Below are 19,952 nucleotides of genomic sequence, written 5' to 3'. Positions count from 1 at the left end.
ATATCATCAAACACATCATAGAAACCAGGTAAAAATCTCATAAATAACATCTCCTTTATCAAATTTAAACATGGGATTCTTCGTCTCGTGTTATTAGTAGATTGTAATTGATTTCTTTTCTACTCTCTTTGGAGCTTCCTTAGGAACTGAAATCATTAATTCACCATTATCAAACTTAGCTTTGATATCTTCTTCGGTAAATTCTTCACCTACATAGAAGCTTCTAGAACAGTTACCACTATATCTTTCACGTCTTACAATACGTCCTGCTGTTTCTTCTTTTTTAGCAGATGCTGATACTTTTAAGTAGCCATTCTTAAGTTCCAAAGCAATATCTTCTTTCTTATATCCAGGAAGAGCAATATTCATTTCATAAGTATTTTCAGTTTCACGAATATCACATAACATTGTATTTGCTTTTGTAGTATTGACTCCTGAATCAAATAAATCATCAAACACATCACTAAAATTTGGATAATATTTCATATTTGTTCGCCTCTCTCAACGTTTTTCTTATTTCTTAGTAACCTCTCTATCGATTACAACTACTATTATAGTCACTCTTTTAGCAAAGTCAACACTTGAGTGCTAAAAATTAGCACTTTCTTTTATGGAGTGCTAAAAAGAAAAGAACCTGCCTATTTGGCAGGTTCTTAGTCAATAGCTTTTAATTGATAGGCAGTCATATCAATTTTTTTATTACTTATAATTTCAATAGTATCTGAATTGTTGTAAATGCGTGTAGTAAAGGCATAAGCACCATCATTGATGAATAACTCTAAGGAAGATGTGTCGCTAAACAAAGTCATATTATTCATTTCAGGAATTTTAATGTGTTTCACACCACGACCTGAACCGCTTTTATTCATATCGATAGTGAGAAGACCATCTTCATAATTCATATTTACACCTCTTAAATGAAGTTTGAATGACTGAGGGAGGTCAGTTATATGACATTCAAAACAAGACGTATTCATTGTAAGAGATGTTCCATGTACTTCTTTCTTCTCTTCTCTTAAAGACTTATATTCTTCAATAGGAAACTGATAGAGTCTACCTTCATGCTCAGTAATCTCTCTAAAGAGAGTGAAGGCATGTTGACGTCCTTCTTCTATGGTAGGATTTGTATAATCAATATCAGGAAGCCCCATCCAACCTGCCATGATCATACGACCTTTTTCATCTTTGAAGAACTGCTGGGCATAGATATCAAACCCATGATCAAACTCGATAAAGTCCTCTAAAACGCAATCCTTCTCTAAATCTGCTGTAAGAGGAAAGTATCCATTTTGATAAATAGCTTCATAATCATAGTTATGGCTTTCTAGTCCCTGAGGGCAACAGAATAAGAACTTCTTCTTTTCAAAACTTAAATAATTCGGACATTCCCACATATAACCAAAAGGTTTATGGTAGTCAACAGTTTTCATGTAATCCCATTTCTTTAAATCTTTTGATGAATATAAAATCACACAACCATGTGAATCAAGAGTTCTTGCTCCTAGAACCATATAATACATACCATCATTTTCATAAACGTAGGGATCTCTTACATGACAAGACATGTTTTGAGGATAATCCTTGTTGTAAAGCACAACTTCCTTATGATCTAATACAAGCCCATCCTGTGAATCAACCTTCATCACATTATGTTCTCTACCTGCATTGATATAATCATAATCACCAGGCAGCTTTACATTACCAGTATAGAAATAACGTAATAATCCATGATCATTGAAGCAGCACCCAGAATAAGCACCATCCTGATCATGAGGATGATCAGGAGAGAGGGCAATCCCCTCATCCTGATAGTGAAGGAAATCTTTAGTGGTGAATTGTTTCCAATACTTTAATCCACCTTCAGGTTCGTAAGAATACTGATAATAGATGTGATATACTCCATCTTTTTCTACAAGACCATTAGGATCATTCATCCATCCAGATATAGGTTCTAGATGATATTTTAGTTTGTACATTTCCTTCATAAGAATCTCCTTATGCAGCCTTAACTTCTACAACTGGATTCGCTATTTCTACAACATCTGTTTTAGCATCAACAGCACCACTCTTAATTAAGTTCACTGCTTTGCCATTTGTAATAATTACTGCAGTCGCAGTTTCTTTACCAGCTGCTTCAATAGCCTTTAAATCAACATCAACGAGTAACTGACCTTTCTTTACTTTGTCACCTTTTTTAACGTGCATAGTGAAAGGTTCACCATTTAATTCAACAGTATCTAAACCAATATGTACAAGAATTTCTGTACCATCATTTGTCATTAAACCAAATGCATGCTTAGTAGGGAAAGTCATAGTCACTTCAGCATTCGCTGGTGCATAAAACTTACCATCTTCTGGGAATACGACGAAACCATCACCCATAGCTTTAGAAGCGAATGTTGGATCGGGACATTCGGTAATAGAAGCGACTGTACCTTTCATAGGTGCAGCAAAGTTTTCGTTTTTAGCAGGAGTTTTACCTTCTACATTTCTTTTGTGCAGGATACAAGTAACAATGAATGCCACTACGATTGCAAGAACCATACCAATACCATAGTTACCCCAGCTTTCTGGTGGAATAGAAAGGAAACCAGGAATACCAGCAGTACCTACAGCACTTGCAAGAGTCTTAGTGCCTGCAATCCAAGCTGAACCAACAGCAGAACCACAGATAGCACCAATGAATGGATATTTAAGTTTTAAGTTAACACCGAACATTGCAGGTTCAGTAATACCAAGTAATGCTGAAATACCAGATGCACTACATAGTGATTTCTGTTTAGGATCTTTAGATAAGAAGAATACAGCTAATACTGCAGCACCCTGAGCAACGTTACTCATTGCTGCGATAGGGAAGATGAATGTTCTATGTGCTGCACTTGCAAGCAACTGTGTTTCGATTGCGATAAAGCTCTGGTGCATACCAGTAATAACGATAGGTGCATATAAGAAACCAAAGATTGCTCCACCAACAGGGCCTAATGAGAAATATAACCACTGTAATCCATTTGCAAGTACATTACCTGCTTCTCTTAATACAGGACCAACAGCTAGGAATGTAATAAATCCAGTAATTAATACGGATAATAATGGTGTCGTTAAGTTATCTAACCAAGAAGGGGTAATTTTATGTAACTTAGTTTCTAACTTTGCAATTAACCAAGATACAAATAAGATAGGAAGAACTGTTCCTTGATAACCTACTGCAGCAACCTTTAAACCAAATAGGTTCCAGAAAGGTGTTGCTACTTTACCATAGTTGTAACAGTTTAATAAATCAGGGTGTACCATGATCATACCCATGACAGCACCAAGATATGGGTTACCACCAAATTTCTTAGTAGCACTAAATCCAACAAGAATTGGAAGGAATGTGAATGCTGCATTAGAGAATAAGTTAATGATTGTCGCAAAGTCTTTCCACATTGGATAAGCTTCAATCAAACTCTTATTCGCAAAGAATAATCCCTGTGCAGTTAATACGTTATTGATCCCCATCAATAAACCACCAGCAACGATGGCTGGAACGATAGGTACGAAGATATCACTTAATGTCTTAACAGCACGGCTGATTAGATTTCCCTTCTTTTCTACAATCTCTTCATCAGCCTGATCTTGAGAGTCCATACCTAATTCTTTTAATACTTCATCTGTGACAAGGTTCACAGTACCACTTCCGAAGATGATCTGGAACTGTTCCTGGACAAGGAATGTTCCCTTAACTCCATCTACAGATTCTAAAGCTTTTTCATCTGCCAATGATGGATCCTTCAACATCAATCTTAAACGTGTAGCACAATGAAATGCCTTTTTGATGTTCTTAGGTCCGCCAACATGGGAGATGACTTCTTTTGCGACTTTATTGTAGTCCATTGAAATTTCCTCCTTTATCGGTATGTTACCGATTCCACATCTGTATCATATATTAAGTGTAAACACTTGTCAACAAAAACATGAAACCGATACCACATTTTTTTTCAAAAAAAGAGTCAGATACTTCTGACGCTTTCTCCTTCTATAAATGTGAAGTCAATAAGTGTAGCACGTTCGACCTCTTTTTCTTCAATCATATCAAGAATAATCTGTCCAGCCATCTGACCAGCATGAGCATAATGGAACTTAATAGTTGTAAGAGCTGGGGACATTACAGTAGAAGTCCAATAACCACCAAATCCAGTCACTGAAACATCCTCAGGAATACGTAAACCGTGATCTTTTAGAACCTTCATACATCCCATCGCAATTGTATCTGTTGCACAGATAATGGCAGTAGGGCATGTATGATTCTTTAAATAATCATTAAGTTTATCCATTGTCTTTTCAGCAGAGAAGTCTGTTTCTAGAAAATGAGGATGTACATCCTGTAATCCATCATAAACACCCTGTCTACGAATCACTCCTACAGCTACATCTTTTCGGTTTACTCCTGCATATACAACATTCTTATGACCATTAGAATAAATATACTCACCTATCTTATAGCCTGCTTCATAATCATTGTTAATAACACTCACACCATCATCATAAGCCTGAGCCATAAAGACAATAGGAACAGAACTCTTAGAGGCAATATCTCTATGTGCCATTGTGATAGAAGTGGCAAGGAGAATAATACCATCCACTCTTAATTGTATAAGTTTAGTAATGGACTTGATTTCATCGAGCTCATCATGATTAGTATTAATGATGATTGTCGTATAATGATGCTTCTTTAAGAACTGATCAATATTCATCATCATACGACTAGAAGCATATGAAGTAAGAGTAGGGCATACAATACCCACAGTATGTGTCTTGTTGGCTTTTAAATTTGCAGCAAGCACATTAGGTTCATAATCGTATTCTTTTACAATCTTCTCTATCTTCTGCCGTGTTTCTTCTTTTACATAGCCGCCATTAAAATAACGAGAAATAGTTGTTTTAGACACACCTGCAACTTTTGCAATATCGGCCATAGTCATCTTCTTCATGTTAATCCTCACTAAATAAACTCATGATTTCTTCACCACTCATAGTCGTAATAGAACCACTGTTACCTTCCACAAAACGATCAGCTAAATCCTTCTTAGCTGCCTGTAATGTCTGAATCTTTTCTTCAATAGAATCAGCCATAATCAACTTATATACAAATACTTTATTCTTCTGTCCAATACGATATGCTCTATCTGTTGCCTGGTTCTGTGCAGACATATTCCACCAAGGGTCAAAGTGAATAACACCTTCTGCTGCAGTGAGGTTTAAACCAGTACCTCCTGCTTTTAAACTAATTAAGAAGACTGTTGTATCATCATTCTGATAAGCATCTACTAAACCTTTACGATCTGCTTTATCAGTATCACCAGTCAACATATAATAAGATGTCTTACTCTTATCTAATTCTTTAGCAAGAAGATTCAATAAGCTCTTAAATGATGAGAATACAATAATCTTCTTGTTATTATCTTTATATGTCTGAATAATATTTAAACATGCTTCCATCTTAGAAGACATATGTTTTACATCATCAAAGACAATACGAGGTTCACAACAGATCTGTCTTAACTTTGTCAACATCGCAAGAATCTGAATACGGTCCTTAGAACCATCTAAAGTCTTTAACAACTGATTAGCCTGTGCTAAATGAGCTAAATAGAGCTTCTTTTCATCTTCACTGAAGTCTACAAGTACAGTATTTTCAATCTTATCAGGTAAATCTTTTAATACTTCATTTTTCGTACGTCTTAATACAAAAGGTGAAATCATCTTCTGCAATTGTGTCTGAACCTCTTCATCATGATCCTTTACAATAGGTGCTTCATAATGAGATTTAAAATAACGATAGTTATATAAATAGTCTTTATTTAAGAAATCAAAGATGGACCACAATTCAGCAAGTGAGTTTTCAATAGGTGTACCAGTTAATGCATAGCGTTGTTTACCTTCTAATGATTTAACTGCAATCGCATTCTTAGTCTTCTGATTCTTAATATACTGTGCTTCATCTAAAACAATAAAATCAAATACAATATCCTTATATTGTTCATAATCCTTACGAATATAATCATAAGAAGTAATCATTACATCAAACTGCTTATAGTTTTTAATAATCTCTTTACGTTCTTTTGCGCTACCCATTACACAAGTCACCTTTAAATGAGAAGAGAACTTATTAAACTCATCCAACCAGTTTAAAATCAATGAGGCAGGACAAATAATAATAGAAAAGTGATGTTCATTACTTTCTAATAAACTCATAATCTGGATTGTTTTACCTAAACCCATATCATCTGCAAGAATACCACCAAAATGTAGATCATTCATAGTAGAAAGCCATTGGAAACCTTCTTTCTGATAATCTCTTAAGATGGCATCATAGCGTTCATTTAATTCATGTTTATGATGTGTATAGTTCTTTAAATGATCCAATACATCCTTAAATGATTCTTCACGATTGACCTGTACATACTGGAAGTCCTGTGTTGCTAAGTCCATTTGATGTGCTCTATTTAGATTTAAATCAATTGTACCATCTTCAGAAATATCTTTAGGTAGAATATGATACTGATCCATCATATTACCTAACTCATCTAATTCATGTGTATCAATATATAATAACTGACCATTCTTTAAACGATGATAACGTTTCTTTTTTCTATGACTTGCAATAATATTAGCTAATTCTTCTTTAGGCACATCTAAAGAATCTAAGTCCATTTCTAATAGATTATGAGAGACCTTAATACCAACAGATAAGTTCATAGACTTCTTAGAACCAATCGCTTGTAAAGAATCAGATACATAAACATCTGTCATCTTATTAAGATGTCCTAAACCATCATGAATCATATCTATCGTTTCATCGCGATGTGTATCAAAACGCATAGGTCCTGACATATCATCAGGATTATATTTCTCTAAGAAACTAATAATGAGATCTGCTTTTAAAGAATGAGGTACATCTTCTTTAAGAAGATCATGTGTTCCATCCTCATATGTTCCAATTAGGCTAACTAAAGCATATTCATCTTCATCTACATCTGCATAGATTTTTAGATGTGATTCTTCTTGGATTGTATCCTCTAAACCTACATACTCAATATATTTCTTTGTAGGAGAAATAATATAACGAGTAAAGTTTTCTAACTGTTCATGCGCTACATAAAGACGCTGTAATGTATCAAAACGATTCAATAACTCAATAGTAACACCCTGTTTATCGAAAGGATAACGAGTGATAGTGAATTCTGAAGGTGTATATTGATATAAACATTTTTTTCCAGAAAAATAAGGTGCTATATTTGTTTCTAGTTCTAGAATTGTATCATGTTTATCTTTAGTCACTGATACCATAGGATGTAATTCACCCTCTATACATTTAAAAGCATGTAAAGATGCAGGAATAGTTGTAAGTAACTCCCATAAAGCATCAATATTCTCATTGTCAATAAATAACGTATTATTATTAGCAAGATGAGAATGATAGAATCTCAGAATGAATTGGTAAATCTTTTTAGATGGTTCATCTAGAATATCAGGATTATGAACAAAAGATAAAGTCTTTCCATAAGCATGATATTCATTATTTTGCATTTGTGATACAAAGTTAGGAATACTCTTTACAATATAATCTCTTTCACGTCCTACCTTAAATGTGATATTAAAATTCCATCCATCTGCACGAAGCAGCTTTAAATGAACGGGTTTAGAACTTACAGGTGTAAACTGATTGACTAACTGATTCTTAATATAATCAGTCAATGCATTGGTTTCCTTTTCTCTTTCCATTCTTCTAAATTCAGCCATCTGCTGTTCCCATAAAAGACGTTCTCTCATAGCACTTTTCTTTTCTTCCTGTGCACGCTTTTCTAAATCAACAGCATAACGATAAGGGAATGTATTGGGAGATAACTCCTGAACCTTTAAAATAAGGGCTCCTATATGTCCACAGGCTGTATATTCATCAGCATATATACAATTACAGTCTGTTGATACTATTTTAGAATTGGGATTCACAAGAACACGGGGAAGATAGATATTACCATTAATCATAACTTTACCAGATATATGATAATAACCACGATTATCTATAGTGATAGAAACATTTACAACATAATCTCTTCGATAATATTCTCGTGCAATATCACGGTTACGTGCTCTAGATACAACACGTTCAAATTCATTGTCAGTGATAAATAACATAGCAATTCCTCCTAATCTAACTAATTATATCATAAGAAAGAACACAAAAAAACTGGAATAAATCTTATTCCAGTTCAACAGGTTCCTGTTTTAGAGTTAGACCATATTTCTTTTCAATAATAGAAACAATTTCTTCTCTTGCCTGTTTTAAGTGAGCATAGCTTTGTGCACTTTCATTAATTAAGATCAGTGCAGCTTCTTCTGATACACGCATACCATAAAATGATTTACCCTTTAATCCAGCATGGTCTATTAACCATCCAGAAGGGACTTTATTACCTTCCCAGACAGGAACATTCATATTTCTTAAACGTTCTGCTTCCTGATCATCTAAATATACATTCTTAAAGAATGATCCAGAACTTGCCATTTCTTCTGGTTTAGGTAACTTAGACCAACGTATTTCAGTAACCATCTCTCTAATAGATTTAGGAGAAAAATCAGTAATCTGATGTTCTTCTACATAACTTTGTAAAGAAGTATAGAAAGGAGGAGTAAGTCTATCATGACTTAAATGAATTCTTATAGAGATAATCAAATAACGTCCAGCATCTTTACCCTGATTAAAGATGCTTTGTCTATAACCTAGATTCATATCTTCTTTCTTAATAGTGACATACTTCTCTTCCTTTAAATCATAAGCATGCACAGACTCTAATACCTGTTCTATTTCCTGACCATAAGCACCTACATTTTGGACAGGTGCAGCACCGACAGTACCAGGAATAGCACTTAATGCTTCAATACCAGATAAATTCTTTTTTGTAGTAAAAGCAACTAAATCATCAAGTAGTTCTCCACCCATTGCGTCAATCGTCAATTCATCAATAAAACGTATACCTTTAATACGGTTTAAAAGAATAACCCCCTTGAAACCTTCATCTTTTCCAATTACATTACTTCCTGTACCTAGAATAAATACAGGTAATTGACGTTCTTTCGCAAATAAGTAAGCTTTTTCTGCATCTTCTACGGTCTCTAATTCAATCACATAACGCGCTAGACCGCCTAGGCGCATTGTAGTGAGTTCTTTAATTTTTACATTCTCATTAATTTTCATAAAGTGCATTATAACACAGTTACAACAAAAGTAGGGGATTAATGATGGAATAATCTTTGATGAGTAAATGCGAGTACCATATCATACTTATCACAAGTATCGATAACATGATCATCACGGATAGAACCACCTGGTTCACCTACATACTTCACACCACTTTTATGAGCACGTTCAATATTATCTCCAAATGGGAAGAATGCATCACTACCTAGTACGACATCTGTATTCTTCTTTAACCATTCTTTCTTTTCTTCTCTAGTGAATACTTCTGGCTTTACTTTGAAATAGTTCTGCCATACATCATCACCTAGCACATCTTCATAATCATCTGATACATATGCATCAATTGTATTATCCTTTTCAGCACGTTTTAAACCATCAGCAAACTGTAAACTTAATACCTTAGGATGCTGACGTAAGAACCATACATCTGCCTTATTACCAGCAAGTCTTGTACAATGAATACGAGACTGCTGACCAGCTCCAATACCAATAGCCTGACCATTCTTGACATAACATACGGAATTAGACTGTGTATATTTTAATGTAATCATAGAAAGGATTAAGTCATGTAACGCATGTTCAGGGATATCTTTATTTTTAGATACAACATCCTTAAACATTTCTTCATTAATCACACAGTTATTTCTACCTTGCTGGAATGTAATACCAAATACTTGCTTAATTTCTACTGGATTAGGTACATAGTGAGGATCCATCTGTAATACACAATAAGTGCCTCTTCTTTTCTTCTTAAGTATTTCTAATGCTTCTTTTGTATAACCAGGGGCAATAATACCATCACTGACTTCACGATTAATAAGCTTTGCAGTCACTTCATCACATACATCAGAAAGAGCACAGAAATCACCATATGAACTCATACGGTCACTACCTCTTGCTTTAATATAGGCATTTGCGATAGGACTTAACACTTCGGCACTTTCCTTTACAAAATACATCTGTCTTTCTACTTCAGTTAAAGGTGTCCCAATAGCTACACCAGCAGGAGATACATGCTTAAAACTTGCAGCACAGCTCATATGAGTTGCTTCCTTTAATTCCTTCACTAACTGCCAGCTATTAAAAGCATCTAATAAGTTGATATAACCAGGTTTACCATTTAAGACAGTAAAAGGAAGTTCTCCTTCTTCCATAAATACCTTAGCAGGTTTCTGATTAGGGTTACAGCCATACTTTAATTCTAATTCTTTCATAGATTCCTCCAAAAAAAGAAGCCGACACATACTCCAGGCTTCTTTGCCCAGACGGTCGGCTTCTTCATTTGATTTATTATACTCCCTGTGGTCAATTCCACTTCCGTCAGTCATATAACTAATGTCATTATAGTGAAAAGATTGTTATAAAACAAGTATTTTCATTATATAAAAATAGAATGTAAACGCTTGCACAACTGCAATTATTAGGCTATAATTAAGTCAGAAAGAGAGGAGGAAAAGCTCCTTAACATATACATTCATCTCAAAGAACTTGGTCAGAAAGGAGAGATTCCCATGGGATACTGTGACTGAGTATCCGTTGAGGATACTCAATTAAATTAGGAAAAACGTATTTATCCACTAATAATGATTTATATGCTTTATTAATAATATGGTTTATAAGAAAGGTGGAAAACGGGAGATAGCTCCTGAATATAATAATAAGGTACGTTAATCTATATATCAGAAGGCTGTGAAAAGGTTTTCTATTTATCTATTAACGCTGGAAATTGAATCCAAAAGATGTAATCCTAGTATCCAGCAGGAAAAGCTATGGTGATGTAAAAGCCATAGCTTTTTCAGTTGGAAACAAAGCCTCCTTGTCGATAGACAAAGAGTTTTTGCGCAAGTAGGCTCACTCGGGGTACTTCTACCGCTGTTGTATAGTATACGTATACTAACGTCAATTATATTTGTGAAAAAGCATCTATTCATCACTGTATTTTCAATTTATGAAAATGTGTGAAAACGCTTGCATTTGTGTGAGCGATAATGTATGATATAAACGAAAAGAGAAGACAGAAGATAAAACATTAAATATAAGACATGTTACTTGACTTCCTAGTCTAATGAACCGAAAAGTAAATAAGTAATACGGCAATTATAGTAAGATTCGATCTTATATTCAGTGAGAAATGAAAATTTCTAATAAAATGTTGAACCCATAAAAAGTCTAATAATAAAAAGAACTCAATATCAATACGATGGGTTTGATAAATTATTCAAATGAGTCTAATGCTTCTCCTTATATAGCAAAAGAGGAATCCAAATGGGTTCCTCTTTTCATTAGCTTTCTTCTATTTCTAATAGTTCTAGATAACGTTCATTCTTTTCTTCTAAAGTCTTTTCAACTTCATCACGTTCTTTACTTAATTCATCAAGCTTTTCAAAGTCCAGGGTAGAACCCATTTCTTCATCAATCTCACTTAAACGTGTTTCTAGATTCATAAGAAGATTGTCCATACCTTCTAGTTCTTTCTTTTCACTGAAAGTTAATCTTCTTTTTCTATTTTCTTTAGCTTGTTTACGATAATCTTCTTTCTGAGATTCTGTTTCTTTCTTAGTATTAGTGATATCAATAGAAGCACTATAGCCACCATTCACATAATGAATTTCCTGATCCTTAAAGACAAATAAACCATCTACAATACGATCTAGGAAATAACGGTCATGGGATACAGTAATCACAATACCTTTAAATGTATCTAGATAATCTTCTAATACATTCAATGTTTCAATATCTAAGTCATTCGTCGGTTCATCTAATAGTAATACATTAGGTGCACCCATTAATACCTTTAATAAGTAGAGTCTTCTTTGTTCACCACCAGATAACTTACCAATTTGTGTATACTGGGCATGGTCATCAAATAAAAAACGTTCACACATATTACGAGCACTAAGTGTTCCTTCACTTGTTTCTAGATTATCACTTGTTTCTCTAATATAATCAATCACTCTCATTGTAGGATCATCATAGTGGAAATGTTGCTGGAAATAGGCCATACGGATTGTATCTCCAATAATAATCTCTCCATCATAATCAGTGATAATACCTGCAATCATATTAAGGAGTGTTGTCTTACCACAGCCATTTTGTCCTAATATACCAATACGGTCAAATCTCTTAAATAAATAAGAAAATGGCTTAAACATCACCTTATCAGGATAACTCTTAGATACATTCACTAACTCAATAGTCTTTTTACCTAAACGACTTGTAGTATCTATTAATTCAACAGTTCCTTTTTCTTGAATCTGTTCAATAGAAGATAATTCTTCAAAACGCTGTAAACGGTCTTTACTCTTAGTAGAACGTGCCTGAACACCTGCTCTGACCCATTCTAGTTCTTTCTTTAAGAAGAGGTTTCTTTTTCTTTGTGCCTGTAAGGCATTGTTTTCTCTTTCTGCCTTTAATTCTAGGAAGTGTGAATAATTGGCTACATAAGGGAAAATCTCACCTCTATCTAATTCATAAATCTTATTAGTAATACGTTCTAGGAAGTAACGATCATGAGTGACCATAAGTAATCCTTTAGAACGTTTTATTAAATATTTTTCTAGATATTCAATCATAGGTGTATCTAGATGGTTTGTTGGTTCATCTAGAATAAGTAAATCACATTCTTCTAGTAATACGATAGCAAGAGCTAAACGTTTCTTCTGACCACCAGATAGCGTACTGATCACCTGATCCATATCTTCTAAACCAAAACGTGTTAAAGAAGACTTAATAGAATATTCAGGGACATCCTTAAGAATATGTTTTGCTTCATTAAGAATCGTTTCATTATCTCTAAATACAGGATTCTGAGATAAGTATGCAATCTTTAGATCCTTTTTATAAGTAATAGCAGGACTGTCATGATGGGCAATCATTTTTAATAAAGTACTCTTACCTGTTCCATTGACACCAACTAAGGCAATCTTATCTGTATCCTCTACAATCATATTCAAGTTCTTATACAACTGTCTCTCACCAATTGCATAAGATAAATTCTGTATATTAATTAACATGTAGTCACCTCTATAATAGAGAGTGGAACAAATCATCCACTTCTTGTTTTCTCTTCTTAGTTTCTTCAGGTAAAACATGGAAGCATTCATTTAATACATCATTCTCATGTGCATTTAAATCTCTCTTTAAAATGGTTTCACCTGTTTTTAAGTTTTCTAGATGATAATACCCTTTTTCATCAATTCTTTCAACAACCCACATGATATCATCTCCTCTTTGTTTTCCTCATTATAGCATGCTATAATGGGGAAAAGGAGCGTGAACTTTATGAATAATATGCTTTTATTTGGTTTATGTGTTGTTGTGCCGGTGCTTATTCCTTTAATCATCGCATTATTAGTGGCTGTATTATGGAAAATAAAATAAGTACAAAAGGTGTATTCTTCCTGCTTATGACAGCATTTTGCTGGTCACTTGCAGGTTTATTTATACGTGCAAGCCACTTAAGTGGGCTAGGATTCTCAATGATGAGTTCTATTGTCGCAATACCTCTTAGTATGATTATTCATCATAAGAAACTGGTATTCAATAAAATGACAGTTACAGTAGGGGTCTTTCAGTTTCTTATGAGTTTGACATTCATCTATGCCAATAAGCTGACATCAGTGGCCAATGCGATTGTATTACAATACTCATCAACAATCTTTGTATTGATCTATCAATCAATTGATTTACGTAAATTACCGACAAAAAGACAAATGGGGATCATTGCGATTGTCTTTATCGGTATGGCACTATTTTTTGCAGATACTCTTTCCTTCTCGCATCTATTAGGAAATATACTCGCAATTATATCAGGAGCCTGCTTTGGAATGCAGTTCTACCTCAACAACAAAGAAGAGGCTGAAGCTTTCTCTTCGACAATATTTGCCTATATGTTCTCTCTTACAGTAGGTTTAATTGTCTTTAGAGGACTTCCTCACTTCCATATCACCGATGCCTTTGGTGTATGTGGTTATGGTTTCTTCCCAATGTGTTTAGGTGGTATATTTCTTGCATTAGGTATTTCTTGTACAGAAGCTTTTACAGCCAATCTTATTTGTATGTTAGAAATCATTTTAGCGCCTCTGTGGGCTTTTATCTTCTTCCATGAAACAATATCTGGTATTAGTTTGATTGGTGCAGGAATGGTTGTAGGAGGTATTATCTTAAATTTAGTACTAGACTTTAAAAAAGCAGCCATTTAGGCTGCTTCTTTTGATTGTAGACCATTTCTACTTCGATATATTCATAATGTCCTCGATGGTCTTGTCTTTCAACAAATTGTCACACGCTTCATTAAGATCTACAAAAATAGAATCAATGGCTTGTTCTACTTTAGAGTCCTTAATGGCTTCTCTTCCATCTTCTCCATTGTGCCAAGTCACATGGATATAATCATTTGAGACAGATTTCGCAATCTCAGATAAAGTAATATTATCTGCTTCTTTATCAAGACGATATCCTCCATCAACACCTGCTTTAGCCTTAATAAGGCCAGCTTCTCTCAATTTGATCATAACACGTCTTACACGTACTGGATGAGTGCAAATATGCTTTGCAAGTTCATCACTAGAAATAAGGTCTTGGTTTTTACCTAAATAGACGAGAGCGTGGACAGCAATACTAAAATCACTAGTCATATGTATCACCTCCATATAAAACTTCTATTTATATTTCCATTTACATAATAATGCCTTTTGTAAATATTTACAAGAATATTTTGTGAAAAAATCACAAATGATACTTTAAAAAAACCTTTTGTAATCAACGCTTTTATAATTTGATTTTTAAATATTGTAAAAGAAAGCATATCATTAGTAGTTATATTCTAAAAGTGATATGATAGGAGTAGATAAAGGAGGAATTGAATATGAAATTTTATCGTTGTGAACATTGTGGTAACGTTATCACTCATTTTGTGGATTCTGGTGTACCAGTAGTTTGTTGTGGTGAACCTATGAAGGAATTAACAGCAAATACAACTGATGCCGCAGTTGAAAAGCATGTTCCTGTAGTGAAAGTAGAGGATAATAAAGTAACAGTATCTGTAGGATCAGTAGAACATCCTATGACTGAAGCACACTACATTACATTAATTGTATTAGAAACTAAGAATGGTACTCAGTTCAAACAGTTAACACCTTCTGACAAGCCTGAAGCTGTATTCTATATTGGTGAAGGTGATGAAGTTGTAGCAGCTTATGATTACTGCAATCTTCATGGTTTATGGAAAGCATAAAAAAAGCAGAAATAAATTCTGCTTTCAGGACTGTTCATTTGAACAGTCTTTTTTAATACTTTAATGCTTCTTCAATATCTTTGATTAAGTCATCTGGGTTTTCTAAGCCAATAGATAAACGAATAAGTGTTGGATCGACACCTGCTTCTTTTAATTGTTCATCTGTCATTTGACGATGTGTATGACTTGCTGGATGTAGGATACAAGTCTTTGCATCAGCAACATGAGTGACAATATTAATAAGCTGTAAGTGATCCATGAAAGTCACTGCTTCCTTCTTATCACCCTTTAAACCAAAGCACATAACACCACATGTACCACGAGGCATATACTTCTTAGCTGCTTCATGATATTTATCATCTTCTAGTCCTGGATAGTGGATCCATTCTACTTTTGGATGATTCTTTAAGTATGTAGCGACTTTTAAGGCATTTTCACAATGTACACGCATACGTGCTGGTAATGATTCAATTCCAATATTTAATAAATAACTATTAAATGGTGAAGGAATAGATCCTAAGTCACGCATTAACTGTGCAGTGGCTTTAGTAATATAAGCTGCTTTACCAAATCTCTTTGCATAAGTGATTCCATGATAACTATCATCTGGAGTTGTAAGTCCTGGGAATTTTTCTGCATGACTCATCCAGTCAAAGTTACCACTATCAATAATAGCGCCACCTACACCAGATGCATGCCCATCTAAATATTTAGTTGTAGAATGAGTTACAATATCTGCACCCCATTTAATAGGCTGACAATTTGCAGGTGTTGCGAATGTATTGTCCACAATTAAAGGGATACCATGTGCATGGGCAATAGATGCAAACTTTTCAATATCTAATACTTCCATTGTAGGGTTAGATAATGTTTCTCCAAACATACACTTAGTATTTTCTTTAAATGCCGCATTGATTTCTTCTACAGATGCATCCTGGTTAATAAAAGTCACATCAACACCCATCTTTTTCATAGTCACTGAAAGTAGGTTATAACTACCTCCATAAATATTACCAGAAGCAACAACATGTCCTCCTGCTTCACAAATATTAAAAATCGCAAAGAAGTTAGCTGCCTGTCCTGAACTTGTCAACATACCAGCATAGCCACCTTCCATGCTTGTAAGTTTAGCTGCAACTGCATCATTAGTAGGGTTCTGTAAGCGTGAATAGAAATAACCGTCTTTTTCTAAATCAAATAACATACCCATTTCTTCACTTGAATCATATTTAAAAGTAGTACTTTCATAAATTGGTAACTGTCTAGGTTCTCCATTACCAGGCTTCCAGCCTTCATGGATTGCTTTTGTTTCTAATTCCATATAATCTCCTCCGTTTTTAAACATTATATACCATAAGGGTTGTAGGGAATTAAACTTTTTTTAAAAAATCTTAAGTAATTTCTAATTGTTTTAGGGAATAAGTATATAGAAGGAGGAATAAAAATATGAATGAAGTTAAATTACAAGGTCAGATTACATCTGATCCAGAAGTGAAAGAATCTAGAAATGGAATATTAAGAGGTTCTTTCTTACTTACTACGAAAGGAGGGACAGAAGATAGACCACGTTATGATTATATACGTTGTGTAATCTGGGATGAGAAAGCGCAGTATGTTGTAGACCACTTTGAAAAGGGTCAATCTGTGTCTATTGAAGGAAGTGTCAGAGGACGCTTTTATCCAAATCGTTCAGGAACAACTTCATATGCTATGGAAATTTATCCAGAACATATGGTATGTGAAGACTCTAACTATTCATTCTAGAACATGCATCAATGATGATTGAGTAATGCATATTCATGCGTGTATAATGTATCTCGAAAGTGAGGGGTACATGATGAATAGAAAATACTTTTTCTTTGATATTGATGGGACTTTAGCTGTAGGTACACCAGGAGATCAATATATTCCTGAATCAACACAATATGCTTTAAAACAGCTAGAAGCAGAGGGTCATTTTATTGCGATTGCGACAGGTAGAAGTTATGCCATGGCACATGATTATATGCATGAATTAGGTTTTCATAATATGATCAGTGATGGAGGGAATGGAATTACTATTGATGATCAGTTAAAAGGCATAGAACCATTGGATTATCAATTATGTCTTGATTTAATAGATGAATGTGAGAAGAAGGGTTTGATATGGGCTTTTTCTCCTGACAACAAAACAAGAAGACTTGCACCAGATAATCGTTTTTATGAGTTTACTCATGATATTTATATGAAGACAGAAGTGGTAGAAGGTTTAGATCCACGTGATTATGATCAAATCTATAAGGTATATATTGCCTGCTTCAAGGGTGAAGAAGAGAAACTAGAGTCTTTAAAGAAGTTACCTTGGTGTCGTTTTCATAAGGAATACTTGTTTGTAGAACCAGGAGATAAGAGCAAGGGTATTAAACGTATGGTGGAACATCTTGGTGGTGATATTAAGGATGTTGTCGTATTTGGTGATGAAAAGAATGATTTGTCTATGTTTATTCCAGAGTGGACAAGTATTGCGATGGGTAATGGTATAGATGAATTAAAGAAGAAAGCCACTTATGTGACTACTGATGCCGACAAAGATGGTATCTACAATGCCTGTCTGCATTATGGATGGATCAAGGAAAGATATCTTTTGGCCCTCGATATGGATGGTACACTTCTAAAGTCTGATAAGACTATTTCTAAAAATACAGCATCTTCTTTATATGAAGCAAGTAATAGAGGACAGAGTATCTGTTTATGTACAGGAAGAGGGCTGGCAGAATTAAAAGACTATGAAGGTGAATTAGATTTCTGTGATTATGGAATATTACTGAGTGGATGTTTGAACTATGATTTCAAAAACAACAAACCATTAGAAATTCATTCTTTTGATACAGATGTATTTACACAGATGATGGATATTGTGAAGAAAGAGGATGTGATGTTGTATTTACTCGATTCGTCGCATTCTATTGCCTCTCAAAAAGATGTAGAGAATATGCCTTACTACAATATGGCTATCTATCAATCCATGTTTGAAAGCCGTGCAGAGGCTGTAGAGGATATCTATGAATATGCCAATAAACACAAGAATGAGATTCTTAAGTTCTGTTTATATAATCCAAGTGTTGACGCAATGAATCAGCTTTTAAAGAAACTAGAAGTATTTCCAGTCAGCTGTGCTGTGGTAGAAGAAACAGCTATTGAAGTCACACCTTTAGGTATTACTAAAGGTGCAGGACTTGAATCTTTATCATCTTACTTAAATATCCCTATTGAAAATACAATCATGATAGGAGATAGTGGAAATGATATTGAAGCATTCCAAAGTGCTGGTAAAGCAATTGCGATGGGGAATGCAACAGAAGAAATTAAGAATCTAGCCACTGAAATCACATTAGATAATGATCATGATGGAATAAAAGTAATCGTAGATAAATATCTTTTGTAAGTAGAGATGATTTCGTGTAGAATACCCTTTGTAGGAGGGAAATCATGCGTTATAAAAATCATTTATTACTGCTACTTACAGCCTTCATCTGGGGCTGTGCCTTTGTAGCACAAAGTGCTGGTATGGATTATGTAGGACCATTTACTTTTACTGCCTTACGTAGTTATTTAGGTGGACTTGTTTTATTACCACTTATTTATTTCTTTGATCATACAATGAACTTCAAGGATAAGAAATTATGGGCAGGTGGAATTGCCTGTGGTATTGTATTAGGTCTAGCAAGTGCCCTGCAGCAGTTTGGTATTCAGTATACAACTGTTGGTAAAGCGGGATTTATTACAGCACTCTATATTATTGTTGTACCATTCTTTAGCTTATTTTTAGGGAAGAAGTTAGGTCCTAAGATTGGTATATCTGTTGTCCTAGCAGTGATTGGTCTTTATTTATTATGTATGACAGGATCACTTTCTTTAGGTAAAGGTGACTTATTAGTATGTGCATGTGCCTGTGTATTCGCATTACATATTCTTGTCATTGATCATTATTCACCTTTAGTAGATGGTGTAAAGATGAGCTGTATTCAGTTCTTCGCATGTGCATTATTAAATACTATTCCTATGTTCCTATTTGAAGATGTATCAATGCATAATATCATAGCAGGATGTGCACCTATTCTCTATGCAGGATTATTATCAAGTGGAGCTGGTTATACATTACAGATTATCGGACAGAAGGGTATGAATCCTACAGTGGCTTCTATTTTGTTGAGTATGGAGTCTGTATTCTCAGTACTTGCAGGATGGGTCATCTTAGGTCAGAGTCTTACAATTAAAGAAGGATTGGGCTGTGTACTTATGTTTATTGCGATTATTATTGCACAGCTGCCAGACAAAAAAACCATTCAGAATTAATTAAACTGGTTCAAAAGTCAAGGACAGAATGTTGACAGTCCTTGCCAAATGAGCATCACCGTAAGGTGATGCTCTTTTTTTTCGCGCCCTCTATCTCTCTATCTCCACGACGAAAAGAAGTCCTGATTTTATGGACTTTTC

The 19,952-nt window shown here is 34.4% G+C and carries 16 protein-coding genes and 1 riboswitch; of the genes, 5 read left to right on the top strand and 11 right to left on the bottom strand.

Annotation, left to right across the window (positions count from 1 at the left end):
• Positions 1-93: 93 nt before the first annotated feature.
• From ABUA27_RS05715 to ABUA27_RS05675, 9 genes are all read right to left on the bottom strand, one after another.
• On the bottom strand, positions 94-486 hold the full coding sequence (locus ABUA27_RS05715) for an Hsp20/alpha crystallin family protein (RefSeq protein ID WP_129981365.1): 393 nt from the start codon (positions 484-486) through the stop codon (positions 94-96).
• A gap of 167 nt (positions 487-653) precedes the next feature.
• On the bottom strand, positions 654-1,985 hold the full coding sequence (locus tag ABUA27_RS05710) for a sucrose-6-phosphate hydrolase (RefSeq protein ID WP_349820395.1): 1,332 nt from the start codon (positions 1,983-1,985) through the stop codon (positions 654-656).
• A gap of 10 nt (positions 1,986-1,995) precedes the next feature.
• Positions 1,996-3,873: a sucrose-specific PTS transporter subunit IIBC gene (locus ABUA27_RS05705; protein ID WP_129981912.1), complete on the bottom strand. Its 1,878-nt coding sequence runs from the start codon at positions 3,871-3,873 to the stop codon at positions 1,996-1,998.
• Between the two features lie 116 nt (positions 3,874-3,989).
• Positions 3,990-4,970: a LacI family DNA-binding transcriptional regulator gene (locus tag ABUA27_RS05700; RefSeq protein ID WP_288834404.1), complete on the bottom strand. Its 981-nt coding sequence runs from the start codon at positions 4,968-4,970 to the stop codon at positions 3,990-3,992.
• Position 4,971: 1 nt separating this feature from the next.
• Positions 4,972-8,178: a DEAD/DEAH box helicase gene (locus tag ABUA27_RS05695; RefSeq protein WP_349820394.1), complete on the bottom strand. Its 3,207-nt coding sequence runs from the start codon at positions 8,176-8,178 to the stop codon at positions 4,972-4,974.
• A gap of 64 nt (positions 8,179-8,242) precedes the next feature.
• Positions 8,243-9,238: a UDP-N-acetylmuramate dehydrogenase gene (gene murB / locus ABUA27_RS05690; RefSeq protein WP_161220329.1), complete on the bottom strand. Its 996-nt coding sequence runs from the start codon at positions 9,236-9,238 to the stop codon at positions 8,243-8,245.
• A gap of 38 nt (positions 9,239-9,276) precedes the next feature.
• Positions 9,277-10,455: a phosphoribosylaminoimidazolecarboxamide formyltransferase gene (locus ABUA27_RS05685; RefSeq protein WP_129981915.1), complete on the bottom strand. Its 1,179-nt coding sequence runs from the start codon at positions 10,453-10,455 to the stop codon at positions 9,277-9,279.
• A gap of 38 nt (positions 10,456-10,493) precedes the next feature.
• Positions 10,494-10,579, bottom strand: a riboswitch (ZMP/ZTP riboswitch).
• Positions 10,580-11,523: 944 nt separating this feature from the next.
• On the bottom strand, positions 11,524-13,254 hold the full coding sequence (locus ABUA27_RS05680) for an ABC-F family ATP-binding cassette domain-containing protein (protein ID WP_349820393.1): 1,731 nt from the start codon (positions 13,252-13,254) through the stop codon (positions 11,524-11,526).
• Positions 13,255-13,264: 10 nt separating this feature from the next.
• A complete protein-coding gene (locus tag ABUA27_RS05675; RefSeq protein WP_129981943.1) occupies positions 13,265-13,456 on the bottom strand; it encodes a DUF3006 family protein in 192 nt (63 codons plus the stop codon).
• Between the two features lie 149 nt (positions 13,457-13,605).
• On the opposite strand from ABUA27_RS05675, the gene ABUA27_RS05670 reads away from it, so the two are divergent.
• Entirely contained in the window at positions 13,606-14,442 is an 837-nt protein-coding gene (locus ABUA27_RS05670) for a DMT family transporter (protein ID WP_349820392.1), read from the top strand.
• 27 nt (positions 14,443-14,469) lie between these two features.
• On the opposite strand, the gene ABUA27_RS05665 is transcribed toward ABUA27_RS05670, so the two are convergent.
• On the bottom strand, positions 14,470-14,877 hold the full coding sequence (locus tag ABUA27_RS05665) for an RrF2 family transcriptional regulator (RefSeq protein ID WP_161220332.1): 408 nt from the start codon (positions 14,875-14,877) through the stop codon (positions 14,470-14,472).
• Between the two features lie 230 nt (positions 14,878-15,107).
• On the opposite strand from ABUA27_RS05665, the gene ABUA27_RS05660 reads away from it, so the two are divergent.
• A complete protein-coding gene (locus ABUA27_RS05660; RefSeq protein WP_022425348.1) occupies positions 15,108-15,476 on the top strand; it encodes a desulfoferrodoxin family protein in 369 nt (122 codons plus the stop codon).
• A gap of 52 nt (positions 15,477-15,528) precedes the next feature.
• On the opposite strand, the gene ABUA27_RS05655 is transcribed toward ABUA27_RS05660, so the two are convergent.
• Positions 15,529-16,797 (bottom strand): O-acetylhomoserine aminocarboxypropyltransferase/cysteine synthase family protein, encoded by a 1,269-nt coding sequence (locus ABUA27_RS05655; RefSeq protein WP_349820391.1) that lies wholly within the window; start codon positions 16,795-16,797, stop codon positions 15,529-15,531.
• Between the two features lie 125 nt (positions 16,798-16,922).
• On the opposite strand from ABUA27_RS05655, the gene ABUA27_RS05650 reads away from it, so the two are divergent.
• The 3 genes from ABUA27_RS05650 (at position 16,923) to ABUA27_RS05640 (ending at position 19,811) form a co-directional block, all read left to right on the top strand.
• Positions 16,923-17,240, top strand: a complete 318-nt coding sequence (locus tag ABUA27_RS05650) for a single-stranded DNA-binding protein (RefSeq protein ID WP_022425350.1) — start codon at positions 16,923-16,925, stop codon at positions 17,238-17,240.
• Between the two features lie 70 nt (positions 17,241-17,310).
• Positions 17,311-18,900, top strand: coding sequence for a Cof-type HAD-IIB family hydrolase (locus ABUA27_RS05645; protein ID WP_161220333.1), 1,590 nt, complete (start codon positions 17,311-17,313; stop codon positions 18,898-18,900).
• A 44-nt stretch (positions 18,901-18,944) separates the two neighbouring features.
• Positions 18,945-19,811 carry a DMT family transporter gene (locus tag ABUA27_RS05640; RefSeq protein ID WP_330041795.1) on the top strand — a complete coding sequence of 289 codons (867 nt, stop codon included), beginning with the start codon at positions 18,945-18,947 and terminating at the stop codon, positions 19,809-19,811.
• The last annotated feature ends 141 nt before the right edge of the window (positions 19,812-19,952 follow it).

It is taken from the genome of Catenibacterium sp. RTP21428st1_D7_RTP21428_210409, assembly GCF_040227455.1.
In the GTDB taxonomy this organism is placed as follows: domain Bacteria; phylum Bacillota_I; class Bacilli_A; order Erysipelotrichales; family Coprobacillaceae; genus Catenibacterium; species Catenibacterium mitsuoka_A.
Note: the sequence above shows the minus strand (reverse complement) of the source record. Positions and strands in the feature narration are given on the sequence as shown.